The organism is Cobetia sp. UCD-24C (genome assembly GCF_001306765.1).
GTDB classification, from domain to species: domain Bacteria; phylum Pseudomonadota; class Gammaproteobacteria; order Pseudomonadales; family Halomonadaceae; genus Cobetia; species Cobetia amphilecti.
Genome location: NZ_LJTD01000004.1, coordinates 463,337 through 480,820 on the forward strand (window position 1 = coordinate 463,337; position 17,484 = coordinate 480,820).

General features: G+C 62.6%; 14 protein-coding genes. 5 read left to right on the plus strand and 9 right to left on the minus strand.

Annotated elements, in window-relative coordinates; translation table 11 throughout:
- Positions 1–113: 113 nt before the first annotated feature.
- The 7 genes from AOG28_RS08395 to gloB all read right to left on the minus strand — a co-directional run bounded on the left by AOG28_RS08395 (position 114) and on the right by gloB (position 10,576).
- Positions 114–1,424 (minus strand): imelysin family protein, encoded by a 1,311-nt coding sequence (locus AOG28_RS08395; RefSeq protein ID WP_054556044.1) that lies wholly within the window; start codon positions 1,422–1,424, stop codon positions 114–116.
- 299 nt (positions 1,425–1,723) lie between these two features.
- Entirely contained in the window at positions 1,724–3,361 is a 1,638-nt protein-coding gene (locus tag AOG28_RS08400; protein WP_054556045.1) for an ABC transporter ATP-binding protein, read from the minus strand.
- Positions 3,358–4,497 carry an ABC transporter permease gene (locus AOG28_RS08405; RefSeq protein WP_082388525.1) on the minus strand — a complete coding sequence of 380 codons (1,140 nt, stop codon included), beginning with the start codon at positions 4,495–4,497 and terminating at the stop codon, positions 3,358–3,360. The genes AOG28_RS08400 and AOG28_RS08405 overlap by 4 nt, the downstream gene beginning before the upstream one ends.
- A gap of 1 nt (position 4,498) precedes the next feature.
- Positions 4,499–5,587 carry a microcin C ABC transporter permease YejB gene (locus AOG28_RS08410; protein WP_082388527.1) on the minus strand — a complete coding sequence of 363 codons (1,089 nt, stop codon included), beginning with the start codon at positions 5,585–5,587 and terminating at the stop codon, positions 4,499–4,501.
- Between the two features lie 198 nt (positions 5,588–5,785).
- Positions 5,786–7,771 (minus strand): extracellular solute-binding protein, encoded by a 1,986-nt coding sequence (locus tag AOG28_RS08415; RefSeq protein ID WP_235506997.1) that lies wholly within the window; start codon positions 7,769–7,771, stop codon positions 5,786–5,788.
- 401 nt (positions 7,772–8,172) lie between these two features.
- Positions 8,173–9,579 carry a LysM peptidoglycan-binding domain-containing protein gene (locus tag AOG28_RS08420; RefSeq protein WP_235506998.1) on the minus strand — a complete coding sequence of 469 codons (1,407 nt, stop codon included), beginning with the start codon at positions 9,577–9,579 and terminating at the stop codon, positions 8,173–8,175.
- Between the two features lie 208 nt (positions 9,580–9,787).
- A complete protein-coding gene (gloB, locus tag AOG28_RS08425) occupies positions 9,788–10,576 on the minus strand; it encodes a hydroxyacylglutathione hydrolase (RefSeq protein WP_054556046.1) in 789 nt (262 codons plus the stop codon).
- A 748-nt stretch (positions 10,577–11,324) separates the two neighbouring features.
- Between gloB and AOG28_RS08430 the strand changes: the two genes are divergently transcribed.
- The 4 genes from AOG28_RS08430 (at position 11,325) to nudC (ending at position 14,715) form a co-directional block, all read left to right on the plus strand.
- Positions 11,325–12,191: a class I SAM-dependent methyltransferase gene (locus AOG28_RS08430; protein WP_160317861.1), complete on the plus strand. Its 867-nt coding sequence runs from the start codon at positions 11,325–11,327 to the stop codon at positions 12,189–12,191.
- Positions 12,192–12,550: 359 nt separating this feature from the next.
- Positions 12,551–12,985 carry a ribonuclease HI gene (gene rnhA / locus AOG28_RS08435; RefSeq protein ID WP_054556047.1) on the plus strand — a complete coding sequence of 145 codons (435 nt, stop codon included), beginning with the start codon at positions 12,551–12,553 and terminating at the stop codon, positions 12,983–12,985.
- Positions 12,986–13,135: 150 nt separating this feature from the next.
- Positions 13,136–13,942: a DNA polymerase III subunit epsilon gene (gene dnaQ / locus AOG28_RS08440; protein ID WP_082388531.1), complete on the plus strand. Its 807-nt coding sequence runs from the start codon at positions 13,136–13,138 to the stop codon at positions 13,940–13,942.
- Complete coding sequence (nudC, locus tag AOG28_RS08445; protein WP_054556048.1) at positions 13,942–14,715, plus strand: NAD(+) diphosphatase; 774 nt, start codon at positions 13,942–13,944, stop codon at positions 14,713–14,715. Before dnaQ ends, nudC begins: the two co-directional genes overlap by 1 nt.
- Before the next feature lie 123 nt (positions 14,716–14,838).
- Here the strand turns inward: nudC and AOG28_RS08450 are convergent, their stop codons facing one another.
- The gene (locus AOG28_RS08450; protein WP_043332726.1) at positions 14,839–15,156 is read right to left on the minus strand and encodes an SCP2 sterol-binding domain-containing protein; all 318 of its coding nucleotides are present in this window, start codon (positions 15,154–15,156) and stop codon (positions 14,839–14,841) included.
- A 533-nt stretch (positions 15,157–15,689) separates the two neighbouring features.
- Between AOG28_RS08450 and sohB the strand changes: the two genes are divergently transcribed.
- A complete protein-coding gene (sohB, locus tag AOG28_RS08455; RefSeq protein WP_054556049.1) occupies positions 15,690–16,793 on the plus strand; it encodes a protease SohB in 1,104 nt (367 codons plus the stop codon).
- 167 nt (positions 16,794–16,960) lie between these two features.
- Here the strand turns inward: sohB and AOG28_RS08460 are convergent, their stop codons facing one another.
- Positions 16,961–17,275 carry an ArsR/SmtB family transcription factor gene (locus AOG28_RS08460; RefSeq protein ID WP_054556050.1) on the minus strand — a complete coding sequence of 105 codons (315 nt, stop codon included), beginning with the start codon at positions 17,273–17,275 and terminating at the stop codon, positions 16,961–16,963.
- Positions 17,276–17,484 lie beyond the last annotated feature (209 nt).

Sequence of the window (17,484 nt, forward strand, 5' to 3'; positions counted from 1 at the left end):
GAACCATCAACGCCCGAACCTGTCGTGAGAGAGGTTCGGGCGAGGATATCAGCGCGACGCGAGGCAGCTTGGGGTCTTCAGCCAACTCACGCTTGGCAATGTAGAGCAGTTGATCAGAATTCGTGATCTGCCGTGTCGGCTTCCAGGCCATCGATACCGACGGTGCCGGCAATCTCTTCGATCAGACGGGTCTGGGCGACCAGATCCTGAATGCTGGCATTGATGATCTCGGCGCCTTCGGCATTGCCCGGGGCGATCATCTGGTCAAACTTCATGCCGCCGTCGGCTTCTGCCGTGTCGACCATCACCTGCAGCTGGCCCATGGTGGTGTCCAGTGCCTCGTGCATCTTCTCGGCCAGTTCCGGGTCATTCTGGGCGACGAGTGCATGCAGTGACGGGCCTTCGAAGGTGCGGCCGTCCAGGGTCACGTACTTGCCTTCGTAGACGTTCTGGATGCCCTTGGCATTGTAGAAGTGCGAGTAGTGGGTGTTGTCGGAGAAGCAGTCGTGCTCGTCTTCATAGGAGTTGGCTTCCAGCGCGACCTTCATGCGCTCACCGGCCAGCTCACCCAGTGACAGGGAGCCCATGCCGAACAGCATCTTCTCGAGGCCTTCCCCGGCCGGCAATGAAGTCAGTTCCGCGCGGTAGTTGTCCTTCTCGCCCTGTGCCCACTGGCCGACCATGTATTCCAGGTCGCTGATCAGCAGGTCGTTGGCGGCCAGCAGGTAGGCGCCACGACGGTCACAGTTGTCGGCGGTACAGGCATCGCCCTTGGCGAAGTCGGACGCCGGGCGCTCGCCGGCACCGGCCTCAAAGCCGTGCATGTCCTGACCCCAGAGCAGGAATTCGATGGCATGGTAGCCGCTGGCCACGTTGGCCTCGAAACCGCCCAGCTCGTTGAGGGACGCCAGCAGCTCCGGTGTGATCTCGGTGGTGTCGATCTTGTCGGCACCGATCTGCACGCTGTCGCTGGCGATGATGTTGGCGCTGGCACCCGGGTTGCCCAGCTCTGCCTGATAGCCGTTGCCTTCGACGTAATCGATCAGCCCTTCATCCAGCGGCCAGGCGTTGAGCTGACCTTCCCAGTCATCGACGATGGCATTGCCGAAGCGGAACACTTCACTCTGCTGATACGCCACGCGCGCCTGCTTCCAGGCGGCACGTGCCGCGGCCAGCGTCTCTTCGGACGGCGACTCGATCAGTGCGGCATTGGCGGCGCGCAGGGCATTGGCACTGGCCAGGGCATCGCTATAGGTGGCATGCGCGACGTTGGCGTACTGGGCGACGACAGCGTCGGCCGTCAGCGCCTTGTCATGCGCGTCGCCATGATGCTCTGCCAGAGCGGCACCGGTGAACATGGAGGCTGACAATGCGATGGCAGCTGCCAGCGGCTTGCGTAAGGCAAAACGGAAAGAGGCAGTCATGTGGATCCCTTGATCGGTCTGTTGTTATGCAGTGCGCGCAGAACGGCAGTGCGTGGGGCCGCTCGAGAGAGGGCGGGAAGTCATTACACGATCTCTCGATGGTCGGCCCGCATCTCACTGGATCATATTGAGAACCTTTATTATTTGCAATCGACAAAACGTGCGTCCTGCAACGCAGGGGTGCACTGACTGCAATGCGCCAACGCCCTGCTCATCATCTGTGGCTGCCCGAGCAGGGCGATCGGCATGCTATGGCAGAGCAGAGCAGAGCAGAGCAGAGCAGAGCAGAGCAGAGCCTGTCAGGCCAGACCCGCGGCCTGTATCAGGGCGCGCGTATAGTCTTCGCGGGGATTGCCGAGCACTTCTGCCGTCGTGCCCGTCTCCACCAGGCGTCCTTCACGCAACACCATCACTCGATGGGATAGCGCGCGCACCACCGCCAGGTCATGACTGATGAACAGATAGCTCAGGCCTCGGCGTGTCTGGAGTTCACGCAGCAGGGCAATCAGCTGTTTCTGCACACTGCGATCCAGTGCCGAGGTGGGCTCATCCAGCACCAGCAGTCTGGGCTCGAGGATCAGGGCGCGTGCCAGGGCAATCCGCTGACGTTGGCCGCCGGAGAACTCGTGGGGATAACGATCGGCACACGCCGAGGGCAGTTCGACTTCCTCCAGCACCTGCGCCACACGCAGGCGAACCTCGTCTTCGCTGAGCGTTGGATGATGAAAGCGCAGCCCTTCACTGATGATGTCCGCCACCGGCATGCGTGGCGACAGTGAGCCGTAGGGGTCCTGGAAGACGATCTGCATCTGACGGCGACGCAGGCGCAGCGTATTGCGATCCAGCGTATCGATGCGTTCGTTCTCGAGGTGGATCTCGCCCTTGGCGGCCTGCAGCTTCAAGAGCGCCAGGGCGAGTGTCGTCTTGCCGGACCCCGATTCCCCGACCACGCCGAGCGTCTCGCCGCGCGCCAGTGTCAGATCCAGCGGATGAACGGCGACGAAGTCCGCGGGGCGCTTCTGGAACAGCTTCTTGCTGCGAGCGAAGCGCACCTCCAGCTTGCGCGCGGCGAGAACCGGTGTCGCGGCGTCCTCGGCACTCAAGTCGCTGGCGAGGCCTTCGGGTTCGGCAGCCAGCAGCTCGCGGGTGTAATCGGCCTGCGGCGCATCGAATACCTCGTCGACGCGTCCTTGCTCGATGCATTCCCCGTCGCGCATCACGATCACGCGGTCGGCGTGACGGCGCACCAGATTGAGGTCATGGCTGATCAGGACCATCGCCATGCCCTGGTCGCGGCGCAGGCGATCCAGCAGCTGGAGTATCTCCTGCTGCACGGTGACATCCAGCGCCGTGGTCGGCTCATCGGCGATCAACAGCGGTGGCTGATTGGCCATCGCCATGGCGATCATCACGCGCTGGCGTTGGCCGCCGGAGAGCTGGTGTGGCCAGGCATCGATCAATTCCTCGGGACGCGGCAGCTGCACCTGGCAGAGCAGTTCCAGCACGCGCTGGCGGGCGGCATTGCCGCGCAGCCCCTGCTGGAGGCGCAGGCTTTCACTGATCTGTTCGCCGACACGCGTCAGCGGATTGAGCGAGGTCATCGGCTCCTGGAACACGAAGCCGATCTGGCCGCCGCGCACCCGCTGCCACTGGCGTGGCGTCAGGGCAGCGAGATCCAGCGTCTTGCCGTCAGGCCGCGTGAATTCGCGCTGCCCGGTGACATGGGCATGCCCCGGCAGCAGGCCGAGACTCGCCAACAGGCTGACGGACTTGCCCGACCCGGACTCGCCGACGATGGCCAGACATTCCCCCCGTCGGACCTCAAGGGAGAGATGCCTGACGACGGGTGTCTGACCGAATCGGATGCAGAGGTCGTCGAGTCTCAGCACGCTGGCAGCGGTGCCGGTGTTGTCCGCAGGTGAAGTGGGATGACTCATGCGTTCTGCTCCCGGGCACTGATATGACGTGGGTCGAAGGCATCGCGCAGCCCTTCGCCGATGAAGACCAACAGCGTCAGCATGATGCCGAGGCTCAGGAAGGCGGTCATGCCCAGCCACGGTGCCTGCAGGTTGTTCTTGCCCTGGGCGACCAGCTCGCCCAGTGAGGGTGAGCCGGCCGGCAGGCCGAAGCCGAGGAAATCCAGCGCGGTCAGGGTGGTGATGGCGCCGGTGAACAGGAAGGGGATGAAGGTCAGGGTGGCGACCATCGCGTTGGGCAGCACATGACGCCACATGATCAGGCGCGAGGGCAGACCCATGGCCCGGGCGGCGCGCACGTATTCCAGATTGCGCGCGCGCAGGAATTCGGCGCGCACGATATCGACGATGCCCAGCCACGAGAACAGCAACATGATGCCAGTCAGCCACCACAGGTTCGGCTCGACGATGCTGGCGAGAATGATCAGCAGGAACAGCACCGGCAGGCCGGACCATACCTCGATCAGACGCTGGCCGATCAGGTCGACCTTGCCGCCGAAGTAGCCCTGCACGCCACCGATCACCACCCCCAGCACCAGCGAGCCGGCTGTCAGTACCAGCGCGAAGATCACCGACAGCCGGAAGCCATAGATGACGCGCGCCAGCACGTCACGGCCCTGATCATCGGTGCCCAGCCAATGGCGGCCATTTGGGGCCGACGGCGCCGGAGAGCCCAGATTCAGATCCAGGGTGTCGTAGGAGTAGGGAATCAAGGTGTTGAGCATGAAGCCCTGCGCCTCGATGGCCTCGATCACATAGGGGTCGCGATAGTCGGTGGCGGTGGGCAGGAAGCCGCCGAAGGTGGTCTCCGGATACTCGTGCAGCATCGGCAGGTAGGTCTCGCCCTGATACTCGACCAGCAGCGGACGGTCATTGGCGATCAGCTCGGCCCCCAGCGAGAGCACGAACAGCACGCCGAAGATCAGCAGCGACCACCAGGCGCGACGGTTGTCACGAAAGGCCGCCATGCGCCGTCGGGTGATGGGCGACAGGCGTGAGGTGCGCGGGCGTTGCTTCGCTTGCTGGCTTTCGTCGCTCACGTCGTGAGCGGGTGTTTCGTGATTTGATGTTCTGTGAACCGTTGTCTCGTGGCGCATGTCAGGCCTCCCGTGTCGCGAAGTCGATGCGCGGGTCGATCCACACATACATCAGATCAGAGACCAGCTTCAGGATCAGACCGATCAGGGTATAGAGATACAGGGTGCCGAAGATCAGCGGGTAGTCGCGTTGCAGGACAGCCTCGAAGCCGAGCAGTCCCAGGCCGTCGAGGGAGAAGATCACCTCGATCAGCAGCGAGCCGGTGAAGAAGATGCCGACCAGCGCCGCGGGCAGTCCGGCGATGATGATCAGCATGGCGTTGCGGAAGACATGCCCGTAGAGGATGCGGTTCTCGCTGGCGCCCTTGGCGCGCGCCGTCAGGACGTATTGCTTGTGGATCTCGTCCAGGAAACTGTTCTTGGTCAGCATCGTCAGGGTCGCGAAGCTGCCGATGGCGGAGGCCAGCACGGGCAGGGCGATGTGATGGAAGTAGTCCAGAATCTTGCCGGCGGTGGACAGCTCCTCGAAGTCCGGCGAGGTCAGCCCCCTGAGCGGGAACCAGTCCAGATAACTGCCGCCGGCGAATACCACGATCAACAGGATCGCGAACAGGAAGCCCGGGATGGCGTAGCCGACGATGACGACGCCGGAGGTCCAGATATCGAAGCGCGAGCCATGCACCAGTGCCTTGCGGATACCCAGCGGGATCGAGACCAGATAGACCAGCAGCGTGGTCCATAGCCCCAGCGAAATGGAGACCGGCAGCCGCTCCAGCATCAGGTCGATCACCGGGCGATCACGGAAGAAGCTGTCGCCGAAATCGAACTGCGCGTAGTCGATGACCATGTCGGTGAAGCGCTCCCAGACCGGCTTGTCGAAGCCGAACTGCTGCTCCAGCTCCTCGATCAAGGCCGGGTCGACCCCTGAGGCGCCGCGATAGGTCGAGGAGCCCCCGCCACCGCTGGTGACGCCATCACCGCCGCCACTGTTGAGACGGGTGCTGGCACCGGCACTCATGCCGTCCAGACGTGACATCAGTTGTTCGATCGGGCCACCGGGGGCGGCCTGTACGATCAGAAAATTCAGCAACAGGATTCCGAGCAGCGTCGGAATCATCAACAGAATCCGGCGCAGAATATAGGCACCCAATGGCAATCTCCCTGCGTGCCCCTCATCGCCGGCATCTGATGTGCGGTGCAAGGGGCATCGGTTATTGGTGTCGTGAACGCATCAGCAAGGCGACAGTCGCGCCAGGCGTCTATGCCTGGCATATGCGCCGAGCGTGTTCTTCAGGCTTGTTGACCCGGCTTATTCGCTCGGCTCATTCACCTGGCCCATTCTCCCGGCTTATTCACCTAGCTCCAGCGAGGCATCCTTGTCGGGCTCGATCCACCAGCTGTCCAGGCTCAGCTGGTATTCCGGGAAGGGCTGCGGATAGCCGAACTTGTTCCAGAGCGCGATGCGCGTCGCCGCCAGGTGCCACTGGGGCACGACATGGAAGCCCCAGCGCAGTACGCGGTCGAGCGCCCGTGTCGCGCTTAGCAGGTCTTCGCGGGTCTGCGCCTGAATCAGGGCATCGGTGAGCGCGTCCACCACCGGGCTCTTCAGCCCGATCAGATTGCGTGAGCCGGCCACGTCGGCATAGTCGCTGGTCCAGTATTCACGCTGCTCGCTGCCGGGGCTGTTGGACTGCGGATAACTGCCGACCACCACGTCGAAGTCGAAGCTGCGACGGCGGTTGATGTACTGATTGACGTCGACGGTGCGAATCCGTGCCTTGATGCCGATGCGCGCCAGATTGCGAATCCACGGCTGGATGATGCGCTCGAACTGGGTGTCGTAGTTGAGCACCTCAAGCGTCAGCGGCTTGCCGCTGCTGCGGCTGACCAGCTGGCCCTTGACCACTTCATAACCCGCTTCGCGCAGCAGCCCCAACGCCTTGCGCAGGCGAGGGCGCAATTCCTGTGGCTCATCGATCGGCAGGGGCTTGTCGAAGACCGCGCTGGGCAGCTCATCCTTGAAGGGCTCAAGCAGCGCGAGTTCCTTGCCGGTGGGCATGCCATCCGCGGCCATGTCCGAATTCTCGAAATAGCTGTGGGTCTGCTGGTAGGCGCCGTAGAAAAGGTTGCGGTTGATCCAGTCGAAGTCGAAGACCAGCGCCAGTGCCTCACGGACTCTCGGGTCCTGGAAGCGCTCGCGGCGCTCGTTGAGCACGAAGCCCTGCATGCCCGCCGGGTTGCTGTCCGGGACTTCCAGCTTCTTCAGGCGGCCCTCGTGCAGCGCGGGAGTGTCGTAGGCGGTCGCCCAGTTCTTGGCGCTGCTTTCGACGTGCAGATCGATGCTGCCGGCCTTGAAGGCTTCCAGCGACACGGTCTGGTCCCGGTAGTAGTCGTAGACCAGTGTCTGGATGTTGTGGCGGCCCTTGTTGACCGGCAGGTCCTTGCCCCAGTAATCGTCGACACGCTCATAGCGAACCTGGCGGCCGGCATCCAGAGACGCCATGCGATAGGGGCCGGAACCCAGCGGGAGTTCCAGGGTGGCGCGCGTGAAGTCGCGGCTCTTCCAGTAGTGCTCCGGCAACACCGGCAGCTGGCCGATGATCAGCGGCAATTCGCGCGCGGCGCCTGGCGCCATCTCGAAGCGCACGGTGTCGGCATCGATCACGCTGACGCCGGTGACATCGTGGTAGTAGCTCTTGAAGAACGGCAGGCCTTCATCCTTGAGCAGGCGATAGGTGAAGACGACATCTTCGGCAGTCACCGCCACGCCATCGTGAAAGCGCGCCCGAGGGTCGATATCGAATTCGATGGCGCTGCGGTCCTCGGCCAGGCGGACGCCACTGGCCAGCAATCCGTATTCGGTGAAGGGCTCATCGGCGGAGGGGATCATCAGGGTGTCGTAGATCAGTCCGCCGAAGTAGTTGAGTCCCGCCACCGAATTGCCCTTGAGGATGAAGGGATTGGTGGAGTCGAAACTGCCGATGGCGGCGCGCGTCATGCGCCCGCCGACCGGCGCCTCTGGATTGACGTAAGGGAAGTGCGTGAAGCCGGGCTTGTGGGCGGGCTCGCCGTAGATGGCCAGGCCATGTACGGTCGGGACGTCCAGCGGCGTCTGCACGTTCGAGGTGGGGATACTGGTTGCCTGCGTGCCCGACGCCATGTCGGCGCTGGGGCGTGAATCGGCAGATTGCTCGCTATTCGCATTGGGCCCGGCTGCATTGGGCTCAGCCGTGTTGGCCGTGGCTGTGAACGAGCCGCTCACCATCAGCGCCCCCAGGCATAGCGCACGCAGCGCGGCCCAGCGACGGTGGGTGAGTGAAGAAACACGCTGCATCGAAGACTTCCTTGACTGAATGACCCGGGCCTCGCGGCCGTGATGAAATGACCGGCATCTGGGCAGCGGCTGGTTTGCGCCTGACTCGCCCTCAACTTCGCTGCCTTGGGTCTCCTCAGCGGTTGTCGACAAGAGTGTCGACACCGCTGTCGACACACTATCGTGAGCTGCCGTGAGCTGAAGAAGAACCGCAGGAGAACTGCAGAAGCGGTGCAGAAGGTCTACGCCACGCGCCGGGCTGCGGCCGGTCTCCTTGCATCGACCCCGCCAAGAGTAACGAAGTTCCCTGTCAGCGGCCATGCTGCGGCGTTTGAATCGCAAACGCCCCCACCATCACGGATGGCAGGGGCGTTGAGGAATCGCCTATCAAGCGTCGTGCAACGACGCGTGAATCGACTGACTCAGTTGGCGCTGTAAAGGGTCAGCATCTGACCGGGGCGCAGGTAGTCCGCAGATGACAGCTTGTTCCAGCGCGCGAGCTGGCGAGTGCTGACATTGTGGCGTGCGGCGATCAATGACAGGGAATCGCCACTCTTCACACGCACCTTCTTCTCGCCGTTGGCCGAGGCCAGCTGGGTGGCCACCGAGGCGCCGCGGTCTGGCACCATCAGTGCCTGGCCGATGCGGATGGTGTTGCCCGAGAGGCGGTTCTTCTGCTTCAGCTCGGAGAGCGTCAGGCCATTGCGGCGCGCGATGACGGACAGGGTGTCGCCGCGCTTGACGCGATAGCTGGCCCAGCTCTGGCGCGCTTTTTCAGGCAGCGTGGCCAGCTGGCTGAGGAAGGTGTCGCGGGCGGTGGCGGGAATCACCAGCGAGCTGTCACCGGGCGTGGTGGCCCAGCGCTTGTAGGCCGGGTTCAGGGCGCGCAGCTCATCTTCACTGATGCCGGCCAGCTTGGCGGCGGTGGACAGGTCCAGTTGTCCGCCCGTCTCGACGGCCGCGATTTCCGGCTTGTCGTCAATCTTCGGCAACGACAGCCCATATTCCTCAGGGTCGCGAATCACCGCGGCCAGTGCCAGAAGCTTCGGCACGTATTCCATGGTCTCGTTGGGCAGCTTGATGTTCCAGTAATCCTCATCGCCACCGGCGCGGCGGCGTGCACGGTTCACGGTGCCGGCACCGGCATTGTAGGCGGCCAGCGCCAGCTCCCAATCGCCGTCATACCAGCGCTCGCCCTGAGTCTCCAGGTAATCCAGCGCGGCGTCCGTGGACAGCAACACGTCCTTGCGACCGTCATACCAGCGGTTGCGCGTCAGCCCCATGGCGTCACCGGTGCGCGGCATGAACTGCCACATGCCGGTCGCACCGCCCGGATGCGCGGCATCCGGATCGTAGGCGCTCTCGATGAAGGGCAGCAGTGCCAGCTCTGCCGGCAGGCCGCGTGCTTCGGTGCGCAGTGTCACGTAGCGAATCCAGGGGCGGGCCTGTTCCGCGATACGCTCCACGTGGTGGGGGTGCTCCTGATACCAGCTGATCCATTTGCGCACGCGAGGGCGACCGGTGTCCTGCTGCAGCTGATAGCCGGCGCGCAGGCGCTCCCAGACGTCGTCGTAGTGCGCGGGAATGGCGTCGACGGCCTCCATGAAGTTCAGCGGGGCGCGCTGATATTCACTGGTGGGCGAGACCCCGGACACCATCGCTGAATTGGCGCTGGCGGTCAGCGGCATCAGGCACAGGGTGGCACCCAGAGAGGCGAGGCGAATCAGGTGACGCAGTCGAGCCGGACGGAAGGGGGCCTGGGTCGGAGTGAGACGACACGGCGTGTCGGCGGCCATCTGGCCGTCGGTACGGAGGTCTTGCTGATGCATTGACGAAATACTCTCTGGCGAGCCGCGGCTGGATGGGGCAGCAGCGGCTCGGCTGGCCGGTCATGCCGGCACGAATCAGTGACTGCGGGGGCTGATCGAGATCAGGAATGTTCTCGACCCGCTGTCACGCGAAATGCCATTCACGCCGCGCTCCAACCGCTCACCTGAGTGGCGTCAAAACGGGGGCAATGGCACGCGGGCAGCAGGGCTAGAAGTTGTCCTTCCACTGACGCAGTGCCGTGAAGGCCGCCAGTGGAGAATCTTCCTGACCCGAAGGTGCCGAGAGGCGTCCTTCCTGCTCGAGGTGGCGTTGCAGCGCGACCTCATCACTGCGCAGGAACGGATTGATCTGCTTTTCTCGGCCGATGAGGGTGGGCAGCGTGGGGCGGCCCAGTGAACGCAGCTGTTCACATTCTGCGTTGAGGGTGTCCCGCGCCGGGTTGTTCGGCTCGGCGGTACTGGCGAAGGCTAGGTTGGCCAGCGTGTATTCGTGTGCCGGGAAGACGAGCGTCTCCTCCGGCAGGGCGGCCAGGCACGACAAGGAGTGATGCATCTGTTCTGGCGTGCCCTCAAACAGGCGACCGCAACCGCCACTGAACAGGGTGTCGCCGCAGAACAGCAGTCCCGGCATGCCGGAGCTGACAAAGGCGATGTGATCCAGCGTATGGCCCGGCACTTCCATCACTTCAAAGAGGCGGCCCTGCAGGCGGAAGCTGTCGCCATCGCCGACACGCTCGTCGATACCGTGGATGGCCGGATTGTGCGGGCCAACCACGCGAGGTTGATAGCGTTCGATCAGCTCTGGCAGGCCGCCGGTGTGATCCTGGTGGTGATGGGTGATGAGGATGGTATCGAGGGTCAGGCCTCTGGACTCCAGGGCCTCCATCACCGGGCGTGCATCACCGGGGTCGACGACCGCCACGCGGGGGTTGGCGTCGCTCTGTATCAACCAGATGTAGTTGTCCTGAAAGGCCGCTATGGGCGTTACGCTCATCATGGTGGTCAGGTGCTCTTGATGTCTTGCAGTCGTCGATCGAAACAATGACAGGCCAGTGACGCGAAAAGGGGCTTCATACGTCCTCGCCGAGGGTTCGGCCAGGCTGAAGCAGATGAACATGGCATGTCATCATCGCCTGCAATGCTGATGGGCAGGCGGTTCCATCGACTCCTTACTGAGAGTTAGTTGTCGAAAGCGGCATAAGATCATGCTCAGAGACGGCTCAGGACGGTCGTGCTCCTAGCCGCTCCCCTGGCCGCGTATGTGGGCGGGAGGGGCAATCCATATGCTCTATCATCGACAACGCATATTTATGGGTCATTCGCAGGATGTTGGGCAACACCCTGCTTCACTCTATCCTGAGTGTCGGGCCGAGCGTGTCGAGACGCTCGATGCCCGCAGTCCTGTTCAAGACTCGCTTGTTGGGATTTCGTTCCCGGTCAGACTCGCCGTGTGCAATCAGGCGCCGAGTGGCTGACGCAGAGCCCATCAAGAAGAGTCCCGCTTGAAAAGTCACGACTGGCCGCCGGTGCCAAAGTCCATGAGCGCCATCAATCGCAAGGCCAATAGCCAGCACGATGATGCCCAGTGGATTGATTCGTGGCGGGAATCTGAATTTTCCGGATAACAAGCCTGACGAGCCAGCAGGTAAGTGTCAAACCTCTTATGGTGTGAGAATGTAGACAAGTGTCAAAGCCTGTCTATGCCGTGGGGAGTGTCTCCCCGCCTGAAGCCCGGGAGATGCAAGATGTGGAAAGGCCCCTTTGGTGTGAATGACTCCGGTGCGGACAAGGCCAGCGCGACCCTGACCGCCGAGGAGCGCCAGCGCCAGCATGCGCGCCAATTGAGTGCCCATGTGCGCGCCATGCGTGCCTTTTTCGAGGGCCCGGATGGGCAGGACATCCTGACGGCGGAGCGCGAGATGCTGTCGCCGCTGTTCGAGCGTTGCTTCGGTTTTCACAGCCTGAACCTGGGCCCGGGCGGCAATGACCTCCTGTCGCTCTCCGCCATCCGCCATGCCATCCAATGGAGCCCCGAGGCGGCGCTTGCCGAGTCGCCTTCCACCTTGATCTGCCCGCTGACCCAGCTGGCATTGCCGGACGAGAGTATGGATCTGGTGATGCTTCACCATCTGCTGGAGGTCGCGCCGGAGCCACACCGTCTGCTGCGCGAGGCGGCCCGAGTCCTGCGCTCCAGTGGCTGTCTGGTCATCGTCGCCTGGCAGCCGTTATCTGGCGAGGGGCTGCTGCGTCTGGACCCGCGCCGTCGCCGCATCACTCCCTGGGAGGGAAGCTGGCGAACGCCGGCGGCCCTGCGCGATTGGCTGGCCTTCGTGGATTTCGAGATCGAGCGTATCGACTATGCCGGCTTCCACCTGCCGGGGTTACGCCTGCGACACGGTTGGCTTGAACGCATGGGGCGCCGCTACAACCTGCCGCTGGGCAGCCTGATGTTGATACGGGCGCGGCGCAATGTCGGGTACGTGCAACCCTTGAATGCCAAGCGACCGCGTGTCGCCATCCCCGGTGTCTCCATCGGCCAGGCCACGCGGGTGCATTCCCGGGAGGGGCATGTGAAGCGTGAGTCGCACAGAGACCTGTCCGAGCGCGGCTAGCTCGGCGGCTCGCTGCAGGGCTCCCTTTTCTTCAAGGCTTCAGTTCAGCCTGGCGGAAAGCTGTAAAAAAACACAGGGACTTTGGCCATGCTGCATGCGAGTGGGTAGAATGACACTCATTGTGGCGAGGCCTGCTGTTGCCGCGGGAGGGCTATCGGAGAGTGATTGTCAGGGGGCGGTTTCCAAGCCCCGCCTCTGCGAGCCAGGCTTGCCCCTGTCGTGACAGCCAGAGCCGTCGCACTTGCCCGTCTTCGTTTCCTTTGTCGAGAGTGCCGTTTGTGAGCCAGAGTGCATCCACGTCCGAACCCCAGAATCCCTCCGCCGCTGCGACGTCCGAATCCAAGGCTGCGCCGACTCGCGTGGTCATCCACACCGATGGTGCCTGTCGTGGCAACCCGGGCCCGGGTGGCTGGGGCGCGATTCTGGTCAGTGGCAAGCATCGCAAGGAACTCAATGGCAGCGAGGCCCAGACGACCAACAATCGGATGGAGATGATGGCGGCGGTCGAGGCGCTCACGGCGCTCACCAAGCGCTGTCAGGTGGTGCTGTGGACCGACTCCGAATACGTCAAGAACGGCATCACCAAGTGGGTGCACGGCTGGGTCAAGCGCGGCTGGAAGACGGCAGCCAAGCAGCCGGTCAAGAATGAAGATCTGTGGAAGGCACTGCTGGCCCAGAGTGAGCGTCATGATATCGAGTGGCGCTGGGTCAAGGGTCATAGCGGCGATGAGGGCAACGAGCGCGCCGATGCGCTGGCCAACGAGGCCATCGACGAGATGCAGCGCCGCCGCTGAGTGCCTCGTTGGCAGGCACGCCGAGCGCGATGGCCAGCCGTGTTTGAGCACGGACATGCAGGATCCGATATTGAGGCACCCTGATGCGCGGCCCGAAGGTGAGGGCAGATGCCGATCAGGGAGCTGTCACTGTTTACCAAGAGGTCTGAGATGCGTCAGATTATTCTCGATACCGAAACGACAGGTATCGATCCGAAGGAAGGCCATCGCCTGATCGAGATCGGCGCGGTGGAGATGATCAACCGCCGCCTGACCGGACGCACCTACCATCAGTACGTCAATCCTGAGCGCTTGATCGATGCAGAGGCGATCGGGGTACACGGCATCACCGATGAGCGAGTCGCCAACGAGCCGGTCTTCGCCGAGATTGCCGATGCCTTCTGGGACTTCATCAAGGGTGCCCAGCTGGTCATCCACAATGCGCCCTTCGATGTGGGCTTCATCGATCACGAATTCGGGCTGATCAATCCCGGGCGTGCCAACCCGTTGGGCCCGGTCGCCGATCACTGCGCCATTCTCGATACGCTGAAGCTGGCCCGAGAGAAGCACCCCGGACAGCGCAACAACCTGGATGCGCTGTGCAAGCGCTACGATATCGACAACGGGCATCGTGTGCTGCACGGCGCCTTGCTGGATGCTGAGATTCTCGGCGACGTCTATCTGGCGATGACCGGTGGCCAGACGGCGCTGGGCCTGGACGTGATAGAGGAAGGCGATGGCGAGGAGGGCGGTATCGTCGGAGTTCGTCGCCTGCGTGCCGATCGCCCACGTCTGGCCACACCCGGGCTTTCCGCGCTGGAGCTTGAGCGTCACTCGGCCTGGTGTGAAGAGATTCGTGGCAAGGCCGATGAGTGCCTGTTCGATCGCCTCTCGATCAATGCACTGGGCAGTATTGATAGTGCCAGTCTTGATGGCGCCAGTCTGGACAGCCGAGGCAACCGCGGAGACGACGCCTGATGTTGATTCGTGATCTCTCGCGTGTGACCCAGCGCCATGGTTATCTGATTCGCGTGGGGCGTGATGGCGTGGCGCCTGCGCCGGATGGCGGCATCATCCAGCCCATCGCGGACTGGCCCAGCGGCGCCGTGGCCCTCGGGGAATGGCAGGGCGCGCCGATTGCGGTGTTCGGTGAGAATGGCAGTGCCGATTGGCCCGCCGCGCGTCAGTGGCTGCATACGCTGCCACGTGATCAGTTTCCGCTGCTTTCCAGTGCGTTGCAGGTGCTCAAATGGCTGCGAGACCATCGATTCTGTGGCCGTTGTGGCAAGCGCATGAAGCGTCTGGAGCATGAATTCGCCATGCACTGCACCGGCTGTCAGCATCGCAGCTACCCGCGTATCTCGCCGTGCATCATCACGCTGATCACCCGGGGCCGCGAGATGTTGCTGGCGCGCAGTCCGCGCTTCGGGCCGGGCATGTATTCGACCTTGGCGGGCTTCATCGAAGCCGGTGAAAGTGCAGAGGAAGCCGTGCGGCGTGAGGTGCACGAGGAAGTCGGTGTCGAGGTCGGGCCAGTCAGCTATTTCCAGAGTCAGTCGTGGCCGTTCCCGCACTCGTTCATGCTGGGCTACTACGCGGAATATGCCGGTGGCGACATCATCATCGATGGTATCGAGATTGAGGATGCCCAGTGGTTCACGCCGGAAGACTTGCCGGGGCTGCCCCCAAAGTTCTCGATCTCGCATGCCTTGATCGACAACTTCCTGCGCTCGGTCGCGACGGGCCGCTGATATTGCAAGCCTCTTCTCAAAGAAAACGCCCCGGCCATCGGCCGGGGCGTTTTCTTTGGCTGGTGCATCGCGTGACCCTTCCATCGGGCTTGTTCGCAGCGATGCACCTGCTCAAGCAGACGTTTACTTGTTCGGGAACAGAGACGTCAGCTTGGTGGCCAGCATGATGTTGCCGGTGGCTTTCAGGCGGCCTGTCATGAAGGCCTGCATGCCGTCGACTTCGCCCTTCATCACGCCCTTGAGGGTGTCGCTGTCGGTGCTCAGGGTCACGGACGGATCATCGTGCTCACCTTCGCCGACGTCCAGAGTGCCGTCCTTGACGACCATGTAGTAGTCATCGCTGTCGGTGATGTTGAATTGAAAGACCTCATCCATGCCCTTGGCGGCTTCGGGGTTGAAACGGCTCTTGAGCATGTCGATGACGGCGTTGGCGTCGGCCATGGTGATATTCCTTGTCAGTGCTAGCGGTGGAGAAAGGCCAATGATCACGGGGAAAGATGACGTGCATGGCGAGGGGTGGGGTGTCGTTCATCACCTTGCTCACCATGAAGTGATCACGCTGCTGACCTTCAAGACTGACATCAGACTATTTCAAACGAGCGTTCCAATCAAGTCGTGTGATCGATCTGCCGTTTTCCGCGCTCCAGCGCCCAGTTTTGAACGTACAGAGATAACGTACGGATGGCGTCCAGGCCACCTGGAGAACTCGCACAGGCGGTACGCCAGTCCCATGACAATGCGAGTAGTGTGAAATCTGACCAGGCGCCAGCCAGCCTTGCAGGTGGGCAAGTTTGCCCCCATATCGAGTACCATCCCGCACCGGCCCTTTAGCCGGTGATTTCGTTATGGGGTCCTGGTCGTGTGGCAGATGCCTTGACCTTCTGCCCGGCAGCCATGCACTTGAGAGCGAGCGTTTGTCGCTCATGTGCTGGCGAGAGATCAGACACCTTCTTCAATGTTTCAGGAGCAAGTGCATGCAATGGATTTCACAGTACGGCCTCTTTCTGGCCCAGGCGATCACCGTAGTGGTCGCGATCGCGGCCATCGTGCTCATCATTGCACGTGCACGACAGGGGGAAGCGGGAGAGCGCCAGGCCAAGCTGAAGATTCGCCCCTGGCATGAGCGCATCAAGGGCTATCAACGCGAATTGAGCCACGCCGGCCTGGAAGAGGCCGAGTACGCCGCCAAGGAGAAGGCGCGGGCCAAGAAGCACAAGCAGGAAGCCAAGGCGCTCAAGAAATCGCTCAAGGCCAAGGCGAAAGCCAACAAGGGCGGCAATGCGGACAAGGACGATGCGCCGGCCAGTACGCGTGGGCGCCGGGTCTTCGTGCTCGACTTCGTCGGCGACATCAAGGCCAGCGGTGTGGAAAGCCTGGCGGAGCAGATCACGGCGCTGGAAGGCGTGCTGGGTGAGCAGGATGAGGTCGTGCTGCGACTGGAGTCCGGTGGTGGCCTGGTGCATGCCTATGGCCTGGCCGCGGCACAGCTGGACCGCCTGCGTGCCAGTGGCGCGCGCCTGACGATCACGGTCGACAAGGTCGCGGCCAGTGGCGGCTACATGATGGCCTGTGCGGCGGACCACGTGGTGGCAGCGCCCTTTGCGGTCATCGGCTCGATCGGTGTCGTGGCTCAGGTGCCTAATGTGCACCGTCTGCTCAAGAAGCATGATGTGGATGTCGAGATTCTGACGGCGGGGCGTTACAAGCGCACCTTGACCATGCTCGGCGAGAACAGTGAAGAAGGGCGTGAGAAGTTCCTGTCGGACCTGGCGCGCACCCATGAGCTGTTCAAGCAGCATGTCGGCAGCCGTCGTCCGCAATTGGACGTCGAGGCAGTGTCCCAGGGCGATATCTGGTATGGCAGTGAAGCCATCGATATCGGTCTGATCGACGAGGTCGGTACCAGTCAGGCGTTGCTGGCACGCTATCTGAAGGAAGAGGTCAAGATCTTCGAGGTGAGTCTCGAGAAGCCGCGTCGCGTGATGGACCGTTTCGGCAAGGGCGTGACATCGAGTCTGGATCGTGTGCTGGACCGCGTGCTGGAGCGCAATGCGGAGTCGCGCTGGCATCAGCAATAAGCGACAGATTGCCGTCGCGGGCGAAGAGAAGAGGCTTGGAAGGCCATTCCGTGGCCTGCCCGATCTTGTTGGAGTCGGCGAGTGATACAGATGTCTAGCGGGTCACAATCAGCGTGACTCAGCGACATTCCCCTCAAAGGGCGTCAGTCACCGGCTGGCGCCCTTTTTCAGTTATAGAGGTCCTGCAGGGCACGAATGACACCTGCGGCGTTGGGGCCTTGCAGCGAATAGTAGATGGTCTGCGAAGCGCGGCGCGTCCGCACCATGCCTTCACGACGCAGAATCGCCAGATGCTGCGACAGGGCGGATTGTGACAGTTCCAGGCGCGAGTTGAGCTCGCTCACCGACATTTCGCTGTCGCTGAGCAGGCACAGGATGCGCAGACGATTCTCGTTGCCCATCGCCTTGAGCAGGGCAGTGGCTTCTTCGATGACGCGGTCACCGGCCTGGTGCAGGGTGATGGCATCGCTGGACACTGGCATGGGGTTATTCCTTGCAGCTGTAGAAAGTGTTGCGTTCATGCGGTCTCTCCCGGTCGGTCTATCTTGGTGCATCCCGAGGGACGCAATGGGCCATTGGCATGTTGTTATGACCTAACCTTGTTTTAGTGAATGATCAATAACTCCGCGTGCTACGTCCAAGACAATCTTAAACGATAAATCATCGACTTTGTCACTCTCAGGCTTTGACT

Coding starts and splice junctions, on each gene's coding strand:
- AOG28_RS08395 (WP_054556044.1), bottom strand. CDS start 1,424: ATGACTGCCTCTTTCCGTTTTGCCTTACGCAAGCCGCTGGCAGCTGCC.
- AOG28_RS08400 (WP_054556045.1), bottom strand. CDS start 3,361: ATGAGTCATCCCACTTCACCTGCGGACAACACCGGCACCGCTGCCAGC.
- AOG28_RS08405 (WP_082388525.1), bottom strand. CDS start 4,497: ATGCGCCACGAGACAACGGTTCACAGAACATCAAATCACGAAACACCC.
- AOG28_RS08415 (WP_235506997.1), bottom strand. CDS start 7,771: ATGCAGCGTGTTTCTTCACTCACCCACCGTCGCTGGGCCGCGCTGCGT.
- AOG28_RS08420 (WP_235506998.1), bottom strand. CDS start 9,579: ATGCATCAGCAAGACCTCCGTACCGACGGCCAGATGGCCGCCGACACG.
- gloB (WP_054556046.1), bottom strand. CDS start 10,576: ATGATGAGCGTAACGCCCATAGCGGCCTTTCAGGACAACTACATCTGG.
- AOG28_RS08430 (WP_160317861.1), top strand. CDS start 11,325: ATGTGGAAAGGCCCCTTTGGTGTGAATGACTCCGGTGCGGACAAGGCC.
- dnaQ (WP_082388531.1), top strand. CDS start 13,136: ATGCGTCAGATTATTCTCGATACCGAAACGACAGGTATCGATCCGAAG.
- nudC (WP_054556048.1), top strand. CDS start 13,942: ATGTTGATTCGTGATCTCTCGCGTGTGACCCAGCGCCATGGTTATCTG.
- AOG28_RS08450 (WP_043332726.1), bottom strand. CDS start 15,156: ATGGCCGACGCCAACGCCGTCATCGACATGCTCAAGAGCCGTTTCAAC.
- sohB (WP_054556049.1), top strand. CDS start 15,690: ATGCAATGGATTTCACAGTACGGCCTCTTTCTGGCCCAGGCGATCACC.
- AOG28_RS08460 (WP_054556050.1), bottom strand. CDS start 17,275: ATGCCAGTGTCCAGCGATGCCATCACCCTGCACCAGGCCGGTGACCGC.